At 42.1% G+C, this 18,145-nt stretch carries 31 protein-coding genes and 1 pseudogene; all 32 read left to right on the top strand.

Annotated features, from left to right (window positions below):
* Positions 1–7: 7 nt before the first annotated feature.
* The 32 genes and pseudogenes from fusA (at position 8) to rpsK (ending at position 18,067) form a co-directional block, all read left to right on the top strand.
* The gene (gene fusA, locus QSJ46_RS18250; protein ID WP_039175978.1) at positions 8–2,086 is read left to right on the top strand and encodes an elongation factor G; all 2,079 of its coding nucleotides are present in this window, start codon (positions 8–10) and stop codon (positions 2,084–2,086) included.
* Between the two features lie 118 nt (positions 2,087–2,204).
* Positions 2,205–3,395: an elongation factor Tu gene (gene tuf, locus QSJ46_RS18245; RefSeq protein WP_047203802.1), complete on the top strand. Its 1,191-nt coding sequence runs from the start codon at positions 2,205–2,207 to the stop codon at positions 3,393–3,395.
* A gap of 111 nt (positions 3,396–3,506) precedes the next feature.
* Positions 3,507–4,466: an alpha/beta fold hydrolase gene (locus QSJ46_RS18240; RefSeq protein WP_269773810.1), complete on the top strand. Its 960-nt coding sequence runs from the start codon at positions 3,507–3,509 to the stop codon at positions 4,464–4,466.
* A gap of 218 nt (positions 4,467–4,684) precedes the next feature.
* The gene (gene rpsJ / locus QSJ46_RS18235) at positions 4,685–4,993 is read left to right on the top strand and encodes a 30S ribosomal protein S10 (RefSeq protein ID WP_003156464.1); all 309 of its coding nucleotides are present in this window, start codon (positions 4,685–4,687) and stop codon (positions 4,991–4,993) included.
* Between the two features lie 37 nt (positions 4,994–5,030).
* Complete coding sequence (gene rplC, locus QSJ46_RS18230; RefSeq protein WP_024425597.1) at positions 5,031–5,660, top strand: 50S ribosomal protein L3; 630 nt, start codon at positions 5,031–5,033, stop codon at positions 5,658–5,660.
* Positions 5,661–5,687: 27 nt separating this feature from the next.
* On the top strand, positions 5,688–6,311 hold the full coding sequence (gene rplD / locus QSJ46_RS18225) for a 50S ribosomal protein L4 (RefSeq protein WP_007496312.1): 624 nt from the start codon (positions 5,688–5,690) through the stop codon (positions 6,309–6,311).
* Entirely contained in the window at positions 6,311–6,598 is a 288-nt protein-coding gene (gene rplW / locus QSJ46_RS18220; protein ID WP_003217016.1) for a 50S ribosomal protein L23, read from the top strand. The genes rplD and rplW overlap by 1 nt, the downstream gene beginning before the upstream one ends.
* Before the next feature lie 28 nt (positions 6,599–6,626).
* Complete coding sequence (rplB, locus tag QSJ46_RS18215) at positions 6,627–7,460, top strand: 50S ribosomal protein L2 (RefSeq protein WP_024425599.1); 834 nt, start codon at positions 6,627–6,629, stop codon at positions 7,458–7,460.
* Between the two features lie 57 nt (positions 7,461–7,517).
* Positions 7,518–7,796: a 30S ribosomal protein S19 gene (gene rpsS, locus QSJ46_RS18210; RefSeq protein WP_003216920.1), complete on the top strand. Its 279-nt coding sequence runs from the start codon at positions 7,518–7,520 to the stop codon at positions 7,794–7,796.
* Positions 7,797–7,813: 17 nt separating this feature from the next.
* Positions 7,814–8,155 (top strand): 50S ribosomal protein L22, encoded by a 342-nt coding sequence (rplV, locus tag QSJ46_RS18205; protein WP_285605147.1) that lies wholly within the window; start codon positions 7,814–7,816, stop codon positions 8,153–8,155.
* A gap of 3 nt (positions 8,156–8,158) precedes the next feature.
* Positions 8,159–8,815, top strand: coding sequence for a 30S ribosomal protein S3 (rpsC, locus tag QSJ46_RS18200; protein WP_003217241.1), 657 nt, complete (start codon positions 8,159–8,161; stop codon positions 8,813–8,815).
* A 1-nt stretch (position 8,816) separates the two neighbouring features.
* A complete protein-coding gene (gene rplP, locus QSJ46_RS18195; protein ID WP_003156478.1) occupies positions 8,817–9,251 on the top strand; it encodes a 50S ribosomal protein L16 in 435 nt (144 codons plus the stop codon).
* Entirely contained in the window at positions 9,241–9,441 is a 201-nt protein-coding gene (gene rpmC / locus QSJ46_RS18190) for a 50S ribosomal protein L29 (RefSeq protein ID WP_003217155.1), read from the top strand. Before rplP ends, rpmC begins: the two co-directional genes overlap by 11 nt.
* A 25-nt stretch (positions 9,442–9,466) precedes the next feature.
* On the top strand, positions 9,467–9,730 hold the full coding sequence (rpsQ, locus tag QSJ46_RS18185; RefSeq protein ID WP_003216906.1) for a 30S ribosomal protein S17: 264 nt from the start codon (positions 9,467–9,469) through the stop codon (positions 9,728–9,730).
* 39 nt (positions 9,731–9,769) lie between these two features.
* A complete protein-coding gene (gene rplN / locus QSJ46_RS18180) occupies positions 9,770–10,138 on the top strand; it encodes a 50S ribosomal protein L14 (protein WP_003216882.1) in 369 nt (122 codons plus the stop codon).
* Between the two features lie 35 nt (positions 10,139–10,173).
* On the top strand, positions 10,174–10,485 hold the full coding sequence (gene rplX, locus QSJ46_RS18175; protein ID WP_008356538.1) for a 50S ribosomal protein L24: 312 nt from the start codon (positions 10,174–10,176) through the stop codon (positions 10,483–10,485).
* A gap of 25 nt (positions 10,486–10,510) precedes the next feature.
* A complete protein-coding gene (rplE, locus tag QSJ46_RS18170) occupies positions 10,511–11,050 on the top strand; it encodes a 50S ribosomal protein L5 (RefSeq protein ID WP_024425600.1) in 540 nt (179 codons plus the stop codon).
* A gap of 22 nt (positions 11,051–11,072) precedes the next feature.
* A complete protein-coding gene (gene rpsN / locus QSJ46_RS18165) occupies positions 11,073–11,258 on the top strand; it encodes a 30S ribosomal protein S14 (RefSeq protein ID WP_008356542.1) in 186 nt (61 codons plus the stop codon).
* Between the two features lie 31 nt (positions 11,259–11,289).
* Entirely contained in the window at positions 11,290–11,688 is a 399-nt protein-coding gene (gene rpsH, locus QSJ46_RS18160) for a 30S ribosomal protein S8 (protein WP_007496327.1), read from the top strand.
* Between the two features lie 31 nt (positions 11,689–11,719).
* Complete coding sequence (gene rplF, locus QSJ46_RS18155) at positions 11,720–12,256, top strand: 50S ribosomal protein L6 (RefSeq protein ID WP_008345395.1); 537 nt, start codon at positions 11,720–11,722, stop codon at positions 12,254–12,256.
* 32 nt (positions 12,257–12,288) lie between these two features.
* Positions 12,289–12,651 (top strand): 50S ribosomal protein L18, encoded by a 363-nt coding sequence (rplR, locus tag QSJ46_RS18150; protein WP_008356544.1) that lies wholly within the window; start codon positions 12,289–12,291, stop codon positions 12,649–12,651.
* Between the two features lie 24 nt (positions 12,652–12,675).
* Positions 12,676–13,176: a 30S ribosomal protein S5 gene (gene rpsE / locus QSJ46_RS18145; protein ID WP_007496332.1), complete on the top strand. Its 501-nt coding sequence runs from the start codon at positions 12,676–12,678 to the stop codon at positions 13,174–13,176.
* A 13-nt stretch (positions 13,177–13,189) separates the two neighbouring features.
* A complete protein-coding gene (rpmD, locus tag QSJ46_RS18140; protein ID WP_003217067.1) occupies positions 13,190–13,372 on the top strand; it encodes a 50S ribosomal protein L30 in 183 nt (60 codons plus the stop codon).
* Positions 13,373–13,402: 30 nt separating this feature from the next.
* Positions 13,403–13,843, top strand: a complete 441-nt coding sequence (rplO, locus tag QSJ46_RS18135; protein ID WP_003216888.1) for a 50S ribosomal protein L15 — start codon at positions 13,403–13,405, stop codon at positions 13,841–13,843.
* Position 13,844: 1 nt separating this feature from the next.
* Positions 13,845–15,137 carry a preprotein translocase subunit SecY gene (secY, locus tag QSJ46_RS18130; RefSeq protein WP_047203799.1) on the top strand — a complete coding sequence of 431 codons (1,293 nt, stop codon included), beginning with the start codon at positions 13,845–13,847 and terminating at the stop codon, positions 15,135–15,137.
* 55 nt (positions 15,138–15,192) lie between these two features.
* A complete protein-coding gene (locus QSJ46_RS18125) occupies positions 15,193–15,846 on the top strand; it encodes an adenylate kinase (protein ID WP_024425604.1) in 654 nt (217 codons plus the stop codon).
* Complete coding sequence (gene map / locus QSJ46_RS18120; protein ID WP_003217210.1) at positions 15,843–16,589, top strand: type I methionyl aminopeptidase; 747 nt, start codon at positions 15,843–15,845, stop codon at positions 16,587–16,589. Before QSJ46_RS18125 ends, map begins: the two co-directional genes overlap by 4 nt.
* Positions 16,590–16,616: 27 nt before the next feature.
* A pseudogene (locus QSJ46_RS18115) lies at positions 16,617–16,923 on the top strand (KOW domain-containing RNA-binding protein).
* Positions 16,901–17,119, top strand: a complete 219-nt coding sequence (gene infA / locus QSJ46_RS18110; RefSeq protein ID WP_003217190.1) for a translation initiation factor IF-1 — start codon at positions 16,901–16,903, stop codon at positions 17,117–17,119. Before QSJ46_RS18115 ends, infA begins: the two are co-directional and overlap by 23 nt.
* A 31-nt stretch (positions 17,120–17,150) precedes the next feature.
* Positions 17,151–17,264, top strand: coding sequence for a 50S ribosomal protein L36 (gene rpmJ / locus QSJ46_RS18105; RefSeq protein ID WP_003156543.1), 114 nt, complete (start codon positions 17,151–17,153; stop codon positions 17,262–17,264).
* A 21-nt stretch (positions 17,265–17,285) separates the two neighbouring features.
* Positions 17,286–17,651, top strand: a complete 366-nt coding sequence (rpsM, locus tag QSJ46_RS18100) for a 30S ribosomal protein S13 (RefSeq protein ID WP_003217023.1) — start codon at positions 17,286–17,288, stop codon at positions 17,649–17,651.
* Positions 17,652–17,671: 20 nt separating this feature from the next.
* Positions 17,672–18,067: a 30S ribosomal protein S11 gene (gene rpsK / locus QSJ46_RS18095; RefSeq protein WP_003217231.1), complete on the top strand. Its 396-nt coding sequence runs from the start codon at positions 17,672–17,674 to the stop codon at positions 18,065–18,067.
* The last annotated feature ends 78 nt before the right edge of the window (positions 18,068–18,145 follow it).

The following is an 18,145-nucleotide window of genomic DNA, read 5'->3' as shown; positions in this document are numbered from 1 at the left end:
TTACCCAATGGCAAGAGAGTTCTCCTTAGACAAAACTCGTAATATTGGTATCATGGCTCACATCGATGCCGGTAAAACGACAACGACTGAGCGTATCTTGTACTACACTGGTCGTATCCATAAAATTGGTGAAACTCACGAAGGAGCTTCACAAATGGACTGGATGGAGCAGGAGCAAGAACGTGGTATTACAATCACTTCTGCTGCTACTACAGCACAATGGAAAGGTTACCGTGTAAACATCATCGATACACCAGGACACGTAGACTTCACTGTTGAAGTTGAACGTTCTTTACGTGTACTTGATGGTGCGGTTGCTGTCCTTGATGCACAATCAGGTGTAGAGCCACAAACTGAAACAGTTTGGCGCCAAGCAACAACTTACGGAGTACCTCGTATCGTATTCGTTAACAAAATGGATAAAACCGGTGCGGACTTCCTATACTCTGTAAGCACATTAAGAGATCGTCTTCAAGCGAACGCTCATGCAATTCAATTGCCGATCGGCGCTGAAGATCAATTCGAAGGAATCATCGACCTTGTAGAAAACGTAGCATACTTCTACGAAGATGACCTTGGAACTCGCTCTGATGCTAAAGAAATCCCTGCTGAGTATAAAGACAAAGCTGAAGAGCTTCGCAGCAGCCTAATTGAAGCTGTCGCTGAGCTTGATGAAGAGCTTATGGAAAAATACCTTGAGGGTGAAGAAATTACAATTCCTGAATTGAAAGCTGCAATCCGTAAAGGAACGTTGAATGTTGAATTCTACCCAGTTCTTGTTGGATCTGCTTTCAAAAACAAAGGTGTTCAGCTTGTACTTGACGCTGTGCTTGACTACCTTCCTGCACCAACTGATGTTGCTGCAATCAAAGGTATCCTGCCAGATTCAAATGAAGAGGTTGTTCGTGAGTCTACTGATGACGCACCATTCGCAGCTCTTGCATTTAAAGTTATGACTGACCCTTATGTTGGAAAACTAACTTTCTTCCGCGTATATTCCGGAACACTTGATTCTGGTTCATACGTGAAGAACTCTTCTAAGAACAAGCGTGAACGTGTTGGACGTATCCTTCAAATGCACGCAAACAGCCGTGAAGAAATCTCTACTGTATACGCAGGGGATATCGCAGCAGCTGTAGGTCTTAAAGATACATCTACTGGTGACACTCTTTGTGACGAGAAAGATCTTGTTATCCTTGAGTCTATGGAATTCCCAGAACCAGTTATCGATGTAGCTATCGAGCCTAAATCAAAGGCTGACCAAGATAAAATGGGTATCGCTTTAGCTAAACTAGCTGAAGAGGATCCAACATTCCGTACACAAACAAACCCTGAAACTGGTCAAACGATCATCTCTGGTATGGGTGAGCTTCACCTTGATATCATTGTTGACCGTATGAAGCGTGAGTTCAAGGTTGAAGCTAACGTAGGTGCTCCTCAAGTTGCGTACCGTGAAACATTCCGTTCTGGTGCAAAAGTTGAAGGTAAATTCGTACGTCAGTCTGGTGGACGCGGTCAGTTCGGACACGTTTGGATCGAATTCGAACCAAACGAAGAAGGCGCAGGCTTTGAATTTGAAAATGCAATCGTCGGTGGGGTTGTTCCACGTGAATACATCCCAGCAATTCAAGCAGGTCTTGAAGATTCACTTGAAAATGGTGTATTAGCTGGATTCCCATTAATCGACATCAAAGCAAAATTATTTGATGGATCTTACCACGATGTTGACTCGAACGAAATGGCGTTCAAAATTGCTGCATCTATGGCATTGAAAAATGCTGTCAGCAAATGTAACCCAGTTCTACTTGAGCCAATGATGAAAGTGGAAGTTGTTATCCCTGAAGAATACATGGGAGACATCATGGGTGATATCACATCTCGTCGTGGACGTGTAGAAGGTATGGAAGCTCGCGGTAACGCTCAAGTTGTTCGCGCTATGGTTCCACTTTCTGAAATGTTCGGATATGCAACTGCACTCCGTTCTAACACACAAGGACGCGGTACATTCACTATGCACATGGATCACTACGAAGAAGTGCCTAAGAGCATCAGTGAAGAAATCATCAAAAAAAATAAAGGTGAATAATTGATTTTGCCTTTAAACTAAAGTATAACTACTATTGAAGATCAGAAAGTGAGAGGTAACTCTTCACTTTCTATCACTCTATACCAAATACAATGAACCTTTAAGGAGGATTTTTAGAATGGCTAAAGAAAAATTCGACCGTTCCAAATCGCATGCTAACATTGGTACAATTGGACACGTTGACCATGGTAAAACAACTCTAACTGCTGCTATCTCAACAGTTCTTCATAAGAAATCTGGTAAAGGTACAGCTATGGCTTATGACCAAATCGATGGTGCTCCAGAAGAGCGCGAGCGTGGAATCACAATCTCAACTGCACACGTTGAGTATGAAACTGAATCTCGTCACTATGCACACGTAGACTGCCCAGGACACGCTGACTATGTTAAAAACATGATCACTGGTGCTGCTCAAATGGACGGCGCGATCTTAGTAGTATCTGCTGCTGACGGTCCAATGCCACAAACACGTGAGCACATCCTACTTTCTCGTAACGTAGGTGTACCATACATCGTAGTATTCCTTAACAAATGTGACATGGTTGACGATGAAGAGTTACTTGAACTTGTTGAAATGGAAGTTCGTGACCTTCTTTCTGACTATGACTTCCCTGGTGACGATGTACCAGTTATCAAAGGTTCTGCTCTTAAAGCTCTTGAAGGAGATGCTGATTACGAAGCAAAAATCTTTGAACTTATGGATGCGGTTGATGAGTACATCCCAACTCCAGAGCGTGACACTGAGAAGCCATTCATGATGCCAGTTGAGGACGTATTCTCAATCACTGGTCGTGGAACAGTTGCTACTGGTCGTGTTGAGCGTGGACAAGTTAAAGTCGGTGACGAAGTTGAAATCATCGGTCTTCAAGAAGAAAACGGTAAAACAACTGTTACAGGTGTTGAAATGTTCCGTAAACTTCTTGACTATGCTGAAGCTGGTGACAACATCGGTGCACTACTTCGTGGTGTATCTCGTGAAGATATCCAACGTGGTCAAGTACTTGCTAAACCAGGTACAATCACTCCGCATAGCCGTTTCAAAGCTGAAGTTTATGTACTTTCTAAAGAAGAGGGTGGACGTCATACTCCATTCTTCGCTAACTACCGTCCGCAGTTCTACTTCCGTACAACTGACGTAACTGGTATCGTACATCTTCCAGAAGGTACTGAAATGGTAATGCCAGGCGATAACACTGAGATGGAAGTTGAACTTATCTCTACTATCGCTATCGAAGAAGGAACTCGTTTCTCTATCCGTGAGGGTGGACGTACTGTAGGTTCTGGCGTCGTTTCAACTATCATTAAGTAATTAAACATACAAAAGAGACTCCTTGCAAAAGGGTCTCTTTTTTTTGCTTTTCCAGATCAGAACGGCTACTATAAGCTATAGAATCTAAATGGAACCGAGAGGATCGCTGGAATGGCAAAGACATATTTAAAAAAGTGGTTGATCGGCGGGATTGACCAATGGATTATGATGAAAGAAGATGAGATGAGTGAAAAAAAGCCCGTACTCTTATTTTTACACGGTGGGCCCGGCTCAGCTCAAATCAGTTATATTGATTCCTTTCACGAGGAACTTGATCAGGACTTTACAGTTGTCCATTGGGATCAGCGAGGCGCAGGACTTTCCTATCAAGAGAATCTTCCGGATGCATCGATGACCATTCAGCAATTTATAGAAGACACGATTGAACTGACTGAGAAGCTCCTATCACATCTAGGTCACTCAAAATTGTATATCGCAGGATACTCGTGGGGATCGTTAATTGCCATACAAGCAGTACATAAGCGTCCAGATCTTTATCATGCTTATTATGGGATTAGTCAGGTAGTAGATGTGTTTAAGGAAGATATCGTTTCGTACGAGCTTCTTATGAAGAAATACCATCGCAATCGGCTGTTTACTAGCTGTCTGCGATTACTGACGCCGCCTCCATGGAAACGGACATCAGCTCATGCCTTGTTCTCTCTATATAAAGAGTTTGCAAGCGTAGGTCTCACACATAGATGGAAGCCGGTTTTTCAAATGCTAAAAGGGTTTCTTTTTAGTAAGCAATATCGGCTGAAAGATAAATGGAAGTTCGTGAAAGGGCAGAAATTTAGTCAAGACAAGCTATGGGATCAGTTAATGAATGAGAGTATTCAATACCGAGTTTCTACTATATTAATACCGTGCTACTTTCTCATTGGTGATCACGACATGATTACCCCAGCTGCTGTATCAAAACCATATGTTGATCAATTAAAAGCACCCATTAAAGAATGGTTTACCTTTAAAGACTCTGCCCATTCCCCGCACATCGAGGAGCCAGATGAATTCATACGTATCATCAGAAAGACTGCTATACATCATCTTCAGGGAAAGCTTGATTTATAGGCTGAATCCCTGTATAATATGAAAAGTGTGCAAATCATAAATTTATCCGATTTATTATTGCAACACGCAGGCCAATTTGGTACAATAGTGCATGTTGGTCTTTGACTGCGATGAAGTGAGAGGTTGCTGACACACCCGGCCGCTTTGCCATGGCGAGGTGATCAGGTTTTTCTCACGGAGAACTGTCTAACGTAAGTAGGCGAAAAGGAGGGAAAATAATGGCAAAACAAAAAATTCGTATTCGTTTAAAAGCATATGATCATAGAATTCTTGATCAATCTGCTGAGAAGATTGTTGAAACGGCTAAGCGTTCTGGTGCTAGTGTATCTGGTCCAATCCCGCTTCCAACTGAAAAATCAGTTTACACAATCCTTCGTGCGGTGCATAAGTACAAAGATTCTCGTGAGCAATTCGAGATGCGTACTCACAAACGTCTAATCGACATCGTGAATCCAACTCCACAAACAGTTGATGCACTTATGCGTTTAGATTTACCATCTGGTGTAGATATCGAAATCAAACTTTAATTCAAATAGAAAACACATATTATAGGAGGTGTGACTAATGACCAAAGGAATCTTAGGTAGAAAAATTGGTATGACGCAAGTATTCGCAGAAAACGGTGATCTTATCCCTGTAACTGTTGTTGAGGCTGCTGCTAACGTTGTTCTTCAAAAGAAGACTGTTGACACGGATGGCTATGAAGCAATCCAAATCGGTTTTGATGACAAACGTGAAAAGCTTTCTAACAAACCAGAGAAAGGCCACGTTGCTAAAGCGGAAACTGCTCCTAAGCGCTTCGTAAAAGAATTACGCGGTGCGGAGTTAGATGCGTATGAAGTTGGTCAGGAAGTCAAAGTTGATATTTTCGCAAATGGAGATATCGTAGATGTAACAGGAACATCAAAAGGTAAAGGATTCCAAGGGGCTATCAAACGCCACGGACAATCACGCGGACCAATGACTCACGGTTCACGTTACCACCGTCGTCCTGGTTCAATGGGACCTGTTGATCCAAACCGTGTATTCAAAGGTAAACTTCTTCCAGGTCGTATGGGCGGAGAGCAAATCACTGTCCAAAACCTTGAGATCGTTAAAGTTGATGCAGAACGCAATCTTCTATTGATCAAAGGAAACGTACCAGGAGCTAAAAAATCTCTAGTAACTGTAAAGAGTGCAGTTAAATCTAAATAACTCTCTTAGGAAAGGAGGAAACAAGTCATGCCAAAAGTAGCATTATTTAACCAAAACGGTTCTACTAACGGTGAAATCGAATTAAACGCTTCTGTGTTTGGAATTGAGCCAAACGAAAGCGTAGTATTCGATGCTATTCTTATGCAAAGAGCTTCCTTACGTCAAGGAACTCACAAAGTAAAAACTCGTTCTGAAGTACGTGGCGGAGGTCGTAAGCCTTGGAGACAGAAGGGTACAGGTCGTGCTCGTCAAGGTTCTATCCGTTCACCACAATGGCGCGGAGGCGGTATCGTATTCGGTCCAACACCACGCAGCTATTCTTATAAATTACCTAAAAAAGTTCGCCGCTTGGCTATCAAGTCAGTATTGTCTTCTAAAGTAATCGACAACAACATCATCGTTCTTGAAGATCTGACTCTTGATGCAGTGAAAACGAAAGAATTCGCAGGCATCCTTAAAGGATTATCTGTTGAGAAGAAAGCGTTGATCGTCACTGCGGATGCAAACGAAACAGTTGCTTTATCTGCTCGTAACATCCCTGGAGTAACAGTTGTTGAAGCTAACGGTATCAACGTTCTTGACGTTGTCAACCACGACAAACTTCTGATCACTAAAGCAGCGGTTGAAAAAGTAGAGGAGGGACTTGCATAATGAAAGATCCTCGTGATGTTCTAAAGCGCCCTATCATTACTGAACGTTCTGCTGATCTAATGACAGAGAAGAAGTACACGTTCGAAGTTGATGTCAGAGCTAACAAAACAGAAGTGAAAGACGCTGTTGAAGAAATCTTTGGAGTGAAAGTTGAGAAAGTCAACGTTCAAAACTACAAAGGAAAATCAAAACGCGTTGGACGCTACACTGGTATGACTAGCCGTCGCAGAAAAGCGATCGTGAAATTAACTGCTGACAGCAAAGAAATCGAAATTTTTGAAGCGTAAATCTTAAAAAGAAGGAGGGAAATTCAAAATGGCGATTAAAAAGTATAAACCAACCAGTAATGGTCGTCGTGGCATGACTACTTCAGATTTTGCTGAAATCACGACTGACAAACCAGAAAAATCGTTGCTTGCACCGCTACACAAAAAAGGCGGACGTAACAACCAAGGTAGATTGACTGTTCGTCATCAAGGTGGCGGTCACAAACGTCAATACCGTATCATCGACTTTAAGCGTGATAAAGACGGTATACCTGGACGCGTTGCTACAATCGAGTATGATCCAAACCGTTCAGCGAACATCGCTCTTGTAAACTATGCAGATGGTGAGAAACGTTACATTCTTGCTCCGAAAGGAATCCAAGTTGGTACTGAAGTTACTTCTGGACCAGAAGCTGACATCAAACCAGGTAATGCTCTTCCACTTATCAACATCCCAGTTGGTACAGTTGTGCATAACATTGAATTAAAACCAGGTAAAGGTGGACAATTAGTTCGTTCTGCTGGTACTTCTGCTCAAGTTCTAGGTAAAGAAGGTAAATACGTTCTTGTACGTTTGAACTCAGGAGAAGTTCGCATGATTCTTTCTGCTTGCCGTGCGACTATCGGTCAAGTTGGAAACGAGCAACACGAATTAATTAACATCGGTAAAGCTGGACGTTCTCGCTGGAAAGGCGTACGCCCAACAGTTCGTGGTTCTGTAATGAACCCTAACGATCACCCACACGGTGGTGGTGAAGGACGCGCTCCAATCGGACGTAAATCACCAATGTCTCCATGGGGTAAACCGACTCTTGGATTCAAGACTCGTAAGAAAACCAACAAGTCTGATAAATTCATTGTACGTCGTCGTAAAAACAAGTAACGGGGTTGTCTACGGTTCATTTAGGACCGTAGTTCAATCACGAAGGGAGGTTCCACAATGGCTCGCAGCTTAAAAAAAGGACCATTTGTTGATGATCATTTGATGGCTAAAGTCGAGAAATTGAATGAAACTGACAAAAAGCAAGTCGTAAAAACTTGGTCTCGTCGTTCTACAATTTTCCCACAATTCATCGGTCACACAATCGCTGTCTATGACGGACGCAAACATGTACCTGTTTTCATTTCTGAAGATATGGTAGGTCACAAATTGGGCGAATTCGCACCAAGCCGTACTTACAAAGGTCATGCTAGTGACGATAAAAAAACAAGACGCTAATGAGAGGAGGCTTTTAAATGCAAGCTAAAGCTGTCGCAAGAACAGTCCGTATTGCTCCTCGTAAAGCACGTCTAGTAATGGACCTGATCCGAGGTAAGCAAGTAGGAGAAGCAGTTTCTATCTTAAACCTTACACCTAAGGCTGCTTCACCAATTATTGAAAAAGTATTAAAATCTGCTATCGCAAACGCTGAGCACAACTACGAGTTGGACGCTAACAGCCTAGTGATTACTCAAGCATTCGTTGACGAAGGTCCAACACTTAAGAGATTCCGTCCACGTGCTATGGGTCGTGCGAGCGCAATTAACAAACGTACTAGCCACATTACAATCATTGTATCAGAAAAGAAGGAGGGATAATCCGTGGGTCAAAAGGTAAATCCAGTAGGTCTTCGTATTGGCGTCATTCGTGATTGGGAATCTAAATGGTTCGCAGGAAAAGATTACGCTGACTTCTTACATGAAGACTTGAAAATCCGTGAATTCATCAGCAAGCGTTTGTCTGACGCGTCTGTTTCTAAAGTAGAAATCGAACGTGCTGCAAACCGCGTAAATATCACAATCCACACGGCTAAACCAGGTATGGTAATTGGTAAAGGCGGATCTGAAGTTGAAGCACTTCGTAAAGCTCTTAACAGCCTAACTGGCAAACGTGTACACATCAACATTCTTGAAATCAAGAGAGCAGATCTTGATGCTCAGCTAGTTGCTGAAAACATCGCTCGTCAACTTGAAAACCGTATTTCATTCCGTCGTGCACAAAAACAAACAATCCAACGCACAATGCGTGCTGGAGCACAAGGAATCAAAACAATGGTTTCTGGTCGTCTTGGCGGTGCAGATATTGCTCGTTCTGAATATTACAGTGAAGGTACTGTTCCATTGCACACACTTCGTGCTGACATCGACTATGCTACTGCTGAAGCTGATACTACTTATGGTAAGCTTGGCGTAAAAGTATGGATCTATCGTGGAGAAGTCCTTCCAACTAAGAAGAATACTGCGGAAGGAGGAAAATAATATGTTATTGCCAAAACGCGTGAAGTATCGCAGAGAACATCGTGGAAAAATGCGTGGTCGTGCAAAAGGCGGTACTGAAGTACATTTCGGTGAGTACGGTATCCAAGCTCTTGAAGCTTCTTGGATCACAAACCGTCAAATCGAAGCTGCTCGTATTGCTATGACTCGTTACATGAAACGTGGCGGTAAAGTTTGGATTAAAATTTTCCCTTCTAAGCCATACACAGCTAAACCTCTAGAGGTCCGCATGGGTTCCGGTAAAGGTGCTCCAGAAGGATGGGTAGCTGTAGTAAAACCGGGCAAAGTTTTATTTGAAATTTCTGGTGTGTCTGAAGAAGTGGCTCGTGAAGCTCTTCGTCTTGCATCTCACAAATTGCCAATTAAAACGAAGTTCGTAAAACGTGAAGAAATTGGTGGTGAATCAAATGAAAGCTAATGAAATTCGTGACCTTACCACTGCTGAAATTGAACAAAAAGTAAAGTCTCTTAAAGAAGAACTTTTCAATCTTCGTTTCCAATTAGCGACTGGGCAGCTTGAAAATACTGCTCGTATTCGTGAAGTGCGTAAATCAATCGCACGCATGAAAACTGTGATTCGTCAAAGAGAAATCGCTGCTAATAAATAATAATTAGAGGGGAGGCCCCGCAAACATGAGCGAACGTAACCAACGTAAAGTGTATCAAGGTCGTGTTGTTTCTGACAAAATGGATAAAACCATCACTGTTGTAGTTGAAACATACAAAAAGCATTCACTTTATGGCAAACGTGTAAGATACTCTAAAAAGTTCAAAGCACATGATGAAAACAACCAAGCAAAAATCGGAGACATCGTAAAGGTCATGGAAACTCGTCCTTTATCTGCGACTAAACGCTTTCGTCTAGTTGAAGTTGTCGAAGAAGCCGTTATTATCTAATAAAGTTCGGATTTCTTTTTCCGAAAGGAGGTAACATTAATGATTCAACAGGAGACTCGTTTAAAAGTAGCTGACAACTCTGGCGCACGCGAAGTACTAACGATTAAAGTTCTTGGTGGCTCTGGACGTAAAACGGCTAACATCGGTGATGTCATTGTTTGTACGGTTAAACAAGCAACACCTGGAGGCGTTGTCAAAAAAGGTGAAGTTGTGAAAGCAGTTATCGTTCGTACTAAGAGCGGAGCTCGCAGAAACGATGGATCTTACATCAGTTTCGACGAAAATGCTTGTGTCATCATCCGTGACGACAAGAGCCCACGTGGAACTCGTATCTTCGGACCAGTAGCACGTGAACTTCGTGAAAACAACTATATGAAAATTGTTTCTCTAGCACCAGAAGTACTTTAATGAATACAATCCGCGACTCAAGGAGGTGCGATTAAATGCATGTTAAAAAGGGCGATAAAGTAGTGGTTATCTCTGGTAAAGATAAAGGTAAACAAGGTGTCATCCTTGCTGCTTTCCCTAAAAAGGAACGTGTTTTAGTAGAAGGTATTAACCTTGTGAAAAAACACTCTAAACCAACCCAAGCTAACCCTCAAGGCGGAATTTCTGAACAAGAAGCGCCAATCCACGTATCAAACGTAATGCCGCTTGATCCTAAAACTGGTGAAGTGACACGTGTTGGGTATAAAGTTGAGGACGGAAAGAAAGTCCGTGTAGCGAAAAAATCTGGGCAAGTTCTAGATAAATAGTAAATAAGGAAGGGAGGTCTTTCTCATGAACCGCCTTAAAGAAAAGTATGTAAAAGAAATTACACCTGCATTAGTTTCTAAGTTTGAATACACTTCAGTAATGCAAGTGCCAAAAATCGAAAAAATCGTGATCAACATGGGTGTTGGTGACGCCGTTCAAAACGCTAAAGCAATCGATACTGCTGTTGAAGAATTAACGTTTATCGCTGGTCAAAAACCTGTCGTTACTCGTGCGAAGAAGTCTATTGCTGGTTTCCGTCTACGTGAAGGAATGCCAATCGGTGCGAAAGTAACACTTCGCGGAGAGCGCATGTATGATTTCCTTGATAAACTTATTTCTGTGTCTTTACCACGTGTACGTGACTTCCGCGGGATTTCTAAGAAATCTTTCGACGGTCGTGGAAACTACACGCTTGGTATTAAAGAACAGTTAATCTTCCCAGAAATTGATTACGATAAAGTAACAAAGGTCCGCGGTATGGATATCGTTATCGTTACTACTGCCAATACGGACGAAGAAGCACGTGAGTTATTAACTCAAGTAGGTATGCCGTTCCAGAAATAATCAATGAAAGGGAGGCGAAATCGTGGCTAAAAAGTCTATGATTGCGAAACAACAACGCAAACAAAAGTTTAAAGTTCAAGAGTATACGCGCTGCGAACGTTGTGGACGTCCACATTCAGTTATTCGTAAGTTTAAACTTTGCCGTATTTGTTTCCGCGAACTTGCATATAAAGGACAAATTCCTGGCGTTAAAAAAGCCAGCTGGTAATCCCCATAAATGGGAAGGAGGTTATTAAATAATGGTTATGACAGATCCGATTGCAGATTTGCTGACTCGTATTCGCAATGCGAACATGGTACGTCATGAGAAGCTAGAAGTACCGGCTTCAAAAATCAAAAGAGAAATTGCTGAAATCTTAAAGCGTGAAGGTTTTATCCGTGACGTTGAGTACGTCGAAGACAGCAAACAAGGAATTATCCGTTTGTTCCTTAAATACGGCCAAAACAACGAACGTGTTATCACTGGTCTTAAAAGAATCAGTAAACCTGGTTTACGCGTATATGCGAAATCAAATGAAGTACCACGTGTACTTAACGGACTTGGAATCGCAATTATTTCTACATCACAAGGTGTTTTATCGGACAAAGAAGCCCGTGCTAAACAAGCTGGTGGAGAAGTACTTGCTTACGTATGGTAAAAAAAGTTTAAGATGAATGGAGGTGCTTGGTATGTCTCGTATAGGTAAAAAACTAATCGAGATCCCTTCAGGAGTAACTGTGACAAACAACGATAACACAGTGACAGTAAAGGGACCAAAAGGTGAACTAACTCGTGCATTTCACCCTGATATGGAAATTAAAATTGAGGACAACGTCTTAACTGTAAGCCGTCCGTCTGAAAATAAAGAACACCGTGCATTACATGGTACAACACGTAGCTTGATTGCTAACATGGTTGAAGGTGTATCTAAAGGTTTCGAAAGAGGTTTAGAACTTATCGGTGTCGGTTACCGTGCAGCTAAATCTGGAAACAAACTTGTTCTTAACGTTGGATACTCTCACCCAGTTGAAATCGTTCCTGAGGCTGGAGTTGAAGTAGAAGTTCCATCTCAAACGAAAGTAATCGTTAAAGGTATCGATAAAGAGCGTGTAGGAGCTCTAGCTTCTAACATCCGCGCTGTCCGTGCTCCAGAGCCTTACAAAGGTAAAGGAATTCGTTACGAAGGTGAATTCGTTCGCCGTAAAGAAGGAAAAACTGGTAAGTAAGATCGCTTAAAGTGAAGAAAGGAGTGACTCGGATGATTACGAAAACTAGCAAAAACGCTACTCGTCTTAAAAGACATGCTCGTGTTCGTGCGAAACTTTCAGGTACTGCTGAAAGACCTCGCCTTAACGTTTTCCGTTCTAACAAGAATATCTACGCTCAAGTAATTGATGATGTTAACGGTGTAACACTTGTAAGTGCTTCTACTCTTGATAAAGAGTTAAAGATCGAGAATAGTTCTGACACTGCAGCTGCTACGAAAGTTGGCGAACTTGTTGCAAAACGTGCTGTTGAAAAAGGAATCTCTAACGTGGTATTTGACCGCGGAGGATACCTATATCATGGACGTGTAAAAGCTCTAGCTGAAGCTGCTCGTGAGGCTGGACTTAAATTTTAATAAAAGAAGGAGGGACACATCCGAATGAGTCGTATTGACCCAAGCAAATTAGAGTTAGAAGAACGCTTAGTTACGGTTAACCGCGTAGCGAAAGTTGTTAAAGGTGGACGTCGTTTCCGTTTTGCAGCTTTAGTTGTTGTCGGTGACAAAAACGGTCATGTAGGTTTCGGTACTGGTAAAGCACAAGAAGTACCAGAAGCGATCCGCAAAGCTGTTGAAGATGCGAAAAAGAATTTAATTGAAGTACCAATGGTTGGAACTACAATTCCACATGAAATCATCGGTCGATTCGGTGCAGGAAACGTTCTATTGAAGCCTGCTTCAGAAGGTACAGGAGTTATCGCTGGAGGCCCAGTGCGTGCGGTACTTGAGCTTGCTGGTCTAGCTGATATCCTTTCTAAATCTCTAGGTTCTAATACACCGATCAACATGATCCGCGCAACACTTCAAGGTTTAAGTGAGCTTAAACGTGCTGAAGATGTAGCGAAGCTTCGTGGAAAATCTGTAGAAGACCTGTTAGGATAAGGAGGGAACAATAATGGCAAATAAATTAGAAATTACCCTCAAACGCAGTGTAATCGGTCGCCCTGAAGATCAGCGTGTCACTGTTCGTACTCTTGGTCTTAAGAAAACAAACCAAACAGTCGTACATGAAGACAATGCAGCGATCCGCGGCATGATTAACAAGGTGTCTCATTTAGTTTCTGTTAAAGAACAATAAAACATTTTTAATCGATAAGGAGGTGCCCAAATGAAACTTCATGAATTGAAGCCTTCAGAAGGTTCACGTAAAGTACGCAACCGTGTTGGTCGTGGTATTGGATCAGGTAACGGTAAAACTTCTGGTAAAGGTCATAAAGGTCAAAACGCTCGTTCTGGCGGCGGTGTACGCCCTGGTTTCGAAGGTGGTCAGATGCCTTTATTCCAACGCCTTCCAAAACGTGGTTTTACAAACATCAACCGTAAAGATTACGCGGTAATCAACTTAGACAGATTAAACAGTTTTGACGAAGGAACGGAAGTAACTCCTGAACTTCTTCTAGAGACTGGTGCAATAAGCAAGTTAAAAGCAGGAGTAAAAATTCTTGGCAACGGTAAATTAGAAAAAAAATTAACTGTAAAAGCCAATAAATTCTCTGCTTCTGCGAAAGAAGCGATTGAAGCTGCTGGCGGTACAGCCGAGGTGATCTAACTTGTTTAAGACAATCTCCAATTTTATGCGCGTGAAAGATATACGGAATAAGATTATATTCACACTTTTAATGTTAGTCGTCTTTCGTATAGGTGCTTTCATCCCTGTGCCTAATGTGAACGCCGAAGTTCTCCAGGCACAGGATCAAATGAGCGTTTTCGGAATCCTCAACACGTTTGGGGGCGGGGCACTTTTCCAATTCTCCATTCTTGCAATGGGGATTATGCCGTATATCACTGCTTCGATCATCATTCAGCTCTTGCAGATGGATGTTGTTCCGAAGTTTACTGAGTGGTCAAAGCAAGGAGAGGTTGGCCGCCGAAAGTTAGCACAATTCACAAGGTATTTTACAATTGTTCTAGGATTTATCCAGGCGTTAGGAATGTCATATGGATTCAACAATATGGCAGGAGGCATGCTGATTGAAAACCCTGGTGTATCAACGTATCTCTTAATTGCGGTCGTACTCACTGCGGGAACAGCATTTTTAATGTGGCTGGGCGAGCAGATCACTGCTCACGGTGTTGGTAACGGTATTTCGATTATTATCTTTTCCGGTATCATCGCTGGTATCCCTCAAACATTAAAACAAGTGTACGCTCAACAATTTGTAGGTGGAGATGGACAGCTGTTCATGCAAATCCTTAAAATTGCCCTTATTGTAATTGCCATTCTTGTCATTGTTATCGGTGTTATTTACATTCAAATGGCAGTGAGAAAGATTGCAATTCAATATTCAAAAGGTACTGGTCGTGCACAAATGTCTGCTAGTCAAGCAACGCACCTTCCGTTGAAAGTGAATCCAGCAGGGGTGATTCCAGTCATCTTTGCCGTTTCTTTCATTATTACTCCGCAGACGATCGCATCGTTCTTCGGAACCAATAATGTGACAACTTGGATAACCAACAACTTTGACTATACTAAGCCAATCGGTATGACGATTTATGTAGCACTGATTGTTGCTTTCACATATTTTTATGCCTTTGTCCAAGTCAATCCTGAACAAATGGCTGAAAATCTGCAAAAGCAGGGTGGCTATATCCCGGGAGTTCGTCCAGGGAAAATGACTCAAGATAGAATTACGAGCATTTTGTACCGACTCACGTTTGTGGGCGCCATTTTCTTAGCCGTGATTTCAATACTTCCTATCTTTTTCATTCAATTCGCTGGATTACCTTCCGCTGCACAAATTGGCGGCACAAGTCTTCTCATTGTTGTAGGTGTTGCACTTGAAACAATGAAACAGCTTGAAAGCCAATTAGTGAAACGAAATTACCGTGGATTTATGAAATAAAACAGAGGGCTGGGCAGCTGCCCAACCTCTCTAAGTAAGGAAGGGGAAATCCGAAATGAACTTAGTCTTAATGGGGCTTCCGGGTGCTGGTAAAGGCACTCAGGCAGAACGAATTGTTGATGATTATGGGATCCCTCATATCTCAACAGGAGATATGTTCCGCGCTGCTATGAAAGAGGAGACACAACTTGGGCTCGAAGCAAAATCCTTTATCGATAAAGGAGAGCTTGTTCCTGATGAGGTCACAATCGGTATTGTTAGAGAAAGACTTGGCAAAAATGATTGTGAACAAGGTTTTCTTCTGGACGGATTTCCGCGAACAGTCGCTCAGGCTGAAGCTTTAGAAGAAATTCTAAAGGACCTTGGCAGAACGATTGATTATGTCATTAATATTAAAGTCGATAAAGATGCTTTGATGGAGCGTCTGACTGGCCGAAGAATTTGCAAAAATTGCGGAGCAACATATCATTTAGTATTTAATCCACCTGCGAAAGAAAATGTTTGTGACAAGTGTGGAGGCGAGCTTTATCAACGTGCAGATGATAATGCAGAAACCGTTTCGACTAGACTTGAAGTGAACTTAAAGCAGACTGAACCTTTACTGAACTTCTATTCAGAAAAAGGATATCTTGCAAACATTGATGGTGCGAAGCACATTAACGATGTATATGCAGATATCAAGGACCTGCTTGGAGGATTAAATAAATGATTATCTGTAAAACTCCTCGCGAGCTTGAGATTATGAGAGAAGCTGGACGTATTGTCGCACTGACTCATGAAGAGCTGAAGAAACACATAAAACCAGGTATTTCGACAAAAGAATTGGATCAAATTGCCGAACGTTTTATTACAAAGCAGGGTGCAATCCCATCTTTTAAAGGGTATAATGGTTTTCGCGGGAGCATTTGCGTTTCGGTGAATGAAGAACTCGTTCACGGTATTCCTGGTAAACGGGTTTTACGTGATGGTGACATCATTAGTATCGATATTGGCGCAAAGTTAAATGGCTATCATGGTGACTCTGCTTGGACTTATCCAGTTGGGGTAATCAGTGATGAAGACCGCAAACTACTGGAAGTCACAGAGGAATCTCTATATAAAGGCTTACAGGAAGCAAAGCCAGGCGAACGTCTGTCGAACATTTCCCATGCCATACAAACGTATGTTGAAAATGAGAATTTTTCAGTTGTTAGAGAATATGTTGGACATGGGGTCGGACAGGATCTTCATGAGGACCCTCAAATTCCTCATTATGGTCCGCCCAACAAAGGCCCGCGGCTAAAACCTGGGATGGTGTTGGCCATCGAACCGATGGTGAACGCAGGCAGCCGATATGTGAAAACATTGGCTGATAACTGGACGGTTGTAACGGTTGATGGGAAAAAGTGTGCTCATTTTGAGCATACGATTGCGATTACAGATACAGGTTTTGATATACTGACTAAGATTTAGGTCTTCACTGAAGCCTTTCAGGCCCAAATCGGGCAGGTTGTCTGTATAGTCCAAAGAAAGAACAAGATCAGTATACAGGTGTCATCGGCATGTTCGGTGGCTGCCATGTACTAATCGCAGACGGAGAAAAGCGTAAATTTCATTCTCCTAAGAAAAAATATCAATCATATAACCTTTTATGATTGCGTATCTCCGGAAGTTCAGAACAGTATATTCAAAACAGGTCGGGTGATAGATGAACAATTGAGAGATTCTCATTTGGACATTTGTCAGAGAGCAAGTTACTGATTTGAAGAAGGGAGAACACTTGAATGGCGAAAGACGATGTAATTGAAGTGGAAGGTACTGTAGCAGAAACTTTGCCAAATGCAATGTTCAAAGTTGAACTAGAGAATGGTCATACAGTTTTGGCTCATGTATCAGGAAAAATCCGTATGCACTTCATTCGCATTTTACCTGGAGACAAAGTTACGGTAGAATTATCTCCATATGACTTAACTCGTGGTAGAATTACGTACCGTTACAAATAAAGCAACTCCGGAAGAAGGAGGTTGGAAACACATGAAAGTGAGACCATCTGTTAAACCTATCTGTGAAAAATGTAAAGTGATTCGCAGAAAAGGAAAAGTAATGGTGATCTGTGAAAACCCAAAACATAAACAAAAACAAGGCTAATAACAAGGAGGTGCCCAAATCATGGCTCGTATTGCTGGTGTAGATATTCCACGTGATAAGCGTGTTGTCATTTCTTTAACATATGTTTTTGGAATTGGTCGTACGACTGCGCAACAAGTCCTTAAAGAAGCAGGTGTTTCTGAAGACACTCGCGTTCGCGATCTAACTGAAGACGAACTTGGTAAAATCCGTGATATCATTGACAAACTTAAAGTAGAAGGTGACCTTCGTCGTGAAGTTTCACTTAACATTAAGCGTCTAATTGAAATCGGAAGCTACCGCGGAATCCGTCATCGTAGAGGACTTCCTGTTCGTGGACAAAACACAAAAAACAACGCGCGTACTCGTAAAGGTCCGCGTCGTACTGTAGCTAACAAGAAAAAATAAGTAAAGGAGGTAGTTAAAGAATGGCTGCTGCTCGTAAACAAAATACGCGTAAACGTCGCGTGAAAAAGAATATTGAAGCTGGAATCGCTCATATTCGTTCCACTTTCAACAACACGATTGTAACGATTACTGATGTTCATGGAAACGCAATTTCTTGGTCAAGTGCTGGTGCATTAGGATTCAGAGGTTCTCGTAAATCTACTCCTTTCGCTGCACAAATGGCTGCTGAAACTGCTGCTAAAGGTTCTATCGAACATGGTCTTAAAACACTTGAAGTAACTGTTAAAGGTCCTGGTTCTGGTCGTGAAGCTGCAATTCGTGCGCTTCAAGCTGCTGGTCTTGAAGTTACTGCAATTAGAGACGTAACTCCAGTTCCTCATAACGGATGCCGTCCACCAAAACGTCGCCGCGTGTAATTTGTTTGTATAGATTTTGTGTCCCTGTCAATAATGGGTTATGATACAGTTATTTATGAGACGAATACACGACTCGTT

The sequence above is a fragment of the Bacillus sp. YKCMOAS1 genome (assembly GCF_030268125.1).
Taxonomy (GTDB): Bacteria; Bacillota; Bacilli; order Bacillales; family Bacillaceae; genus Bacillus; species Bacillus safensis.
This window is presented reverse-complemented; position numbering and strand designations above follow the sequence as displayed.

Bases quoted from the DNA above. Each gene is read 5' to 3' on its own strand.
- QSJ46_RS18240 (WP_269773810.1), top strand. From the start codon at position 3,507: ATGGCAAAGACATATTTAAAAAAGTGGTTGATCGGCGGGATTGACCAA.
- rplX (WP_008356538.1), top strand. From the start codon at position 10,174: ATGCATGTTAAAAAGGGCGATAAAGTAGTGGTTATCTCTGGTAAAGAT.
- rplV (WP_285605147.1), top strand. From the start codon at position 7,814: ATGCAAGCTAAAGCTGTCGCAAGAACAGTCCGTATTGCTCCTCGTAAA.
- rplR (WP_008356544.1), top strand. From the start codon at position 12,289: ATGATTACGAAAACTAGCAAAAACGCTACTCGTCTTAAAAGACATGCT.
- tuf (WP_047203802.1), top strand. From the start codon at position 2,205: ATGGCTAAAGAAAAATTCGACCGTTCCAAATCGCATGCTAACATTGGT.
- rplC (WP_024425597.1), top strand. From the start codon at position 5,031: ATGACCAAAGGAATCTTAGGTAGAAAAATTGGTATGACGCAAGTATTC.
- rplB (WP_024425599.1), top strand. From the start codon at position 6,627: ATGGCGATTAAAAAGTATAAACCAACCAGTAATGGTCGTCGTGGCATG.
- map (WP_003217210.1), top strand. From the start codon at position 15,843: ATGATTATCTGTAAAACTCCTCGCGAGCTTGAGATTATGAGAGAAGCT.
- rplF (WP_008345395.1), top strand. From the start codon at position 11,720: ATGTCTCGTATAGGTAAAAAACTAATCGAGATCCCTTCAGGAGTAACT.
- rpsJ (WP_003156464.1), top strand. From the start codon at position 4,685: ATGGCAAAACAAAAAATTCGTATTCGTTTAAAAGCATATGATCATAGA.
- rplD (WP_007496312.1), top strand. From the start codon at position 5,688: ATGCCAAAAGTAGCATTATTTAACCAAAACGGTTCTACTAACGGTGAA.
- rpsH (WP_007496327.1), top strand. From the start codon at position 11,290: ATGGTTATGACAGATCCGATTGCAGATTTGCTGACTCGTATTCGCAAT.
- rpmJ (WP_003156543.1), top strand. From the start codon at position 17,151: ATGAAAGTGAGACCATCTGTTAAACCTATCTGTGAAAAATGTAAAGTG.
- rpsS (WP_003216920.1), top strand. From the start codon at position 7,518: ATGGCTCGCAGCTTAAAAAAAGGACCATTTGTTGATGATCATTTGATG.
- rplP (WP_003156478.1), top strand. From the start codon at position 8,817: ATGTTATTGCCAAAACGCGTGAAGTATCGCAGAGAACATCGTGGAAAA.
- rpsE (WP_007496332.1), top strand. From the start codon at position 12,676: ATGAGTCGTATTGACCCAAGCAAATTAGAGTTAGAAGAACGCTTAGTT.
- fusA (WP_039175978.1), top strand. From the start codon at position 8: ATGGCAAGAGAGTTCTCCTTAGACAAAACTCGTAATATTGGTATCATG.
- rplO (WP_003216888.1), top strand. From the start codon at position 13,403: ATGAAACTTCATGAATTGAAGCCTTCAGAAGGTTCACGTAAAGTACGC.
- rpsM (WP_003217023.1), top strand. From the start codon at position 17,286: ATGGCTCGTATTGCTGGTGTAGATATTCCACGTGATAAGCGTGTTGTC.
- rplW (WP_003217016.1), top strand. From the start codon at position 6,311: ATGAAAGATCCTCGTGATGTTCTAAAGCGCCCTATCATTACTGAACGT.
- rpmC (WP_003217155.1), top strand. From the start codon at position 9,241: ATGAAAGCTAATGAAATTCGTGACCTTACCACTGCTGAAATTGAACAA.
- rpsQ (WP_003216906.1), top strand. From the start codon at position 9,467: ATGAGCGAACGTAACCAACGTAAAGTGTATCAAGGTCGTGTTGTTTCT.
- rplE (WP_024425600.1), top strand. From the start codon at position 10,511: ATGAACCGCCTTAAAGAAAAGTATGTAAAAGAAATTACACCTGCATTA.
- QSJ46_RS18125 (WP_024425604.1), top strand. From the start codon at position 15,193: ATGAACTTAGTCTTAATGGGGCTTCCGGGTGCTGGTAAAGGCACTCAG.
- infA (WP_003217190.1), top strand. From the start codon at position 16,901: ATGGCGAAAGACGATGTAATTGAAGTGGAAGGTACTGTAGCAGAAACT.
- rpsK (WP_003217231.1), top strand. From the start codon at position 17,672: ATGGCTGCTGCTCGTAAACAAAATACGCGTAAACGTCGCGTGAAAAAG.
- rplN (WP_003216882.1), top strand. From the start codon at position 9,770: ATGATTCAACAGGAGACTCGTTTAAAAGTAGCTGACAACTCTGGCGCA.
- rpmD (WP_003217067.1), top strand. From the start codon at position 13,190: ATGGCAAATAAATTAGAAATTACCCTCAAACGCAGTGTAATCGGTCGC.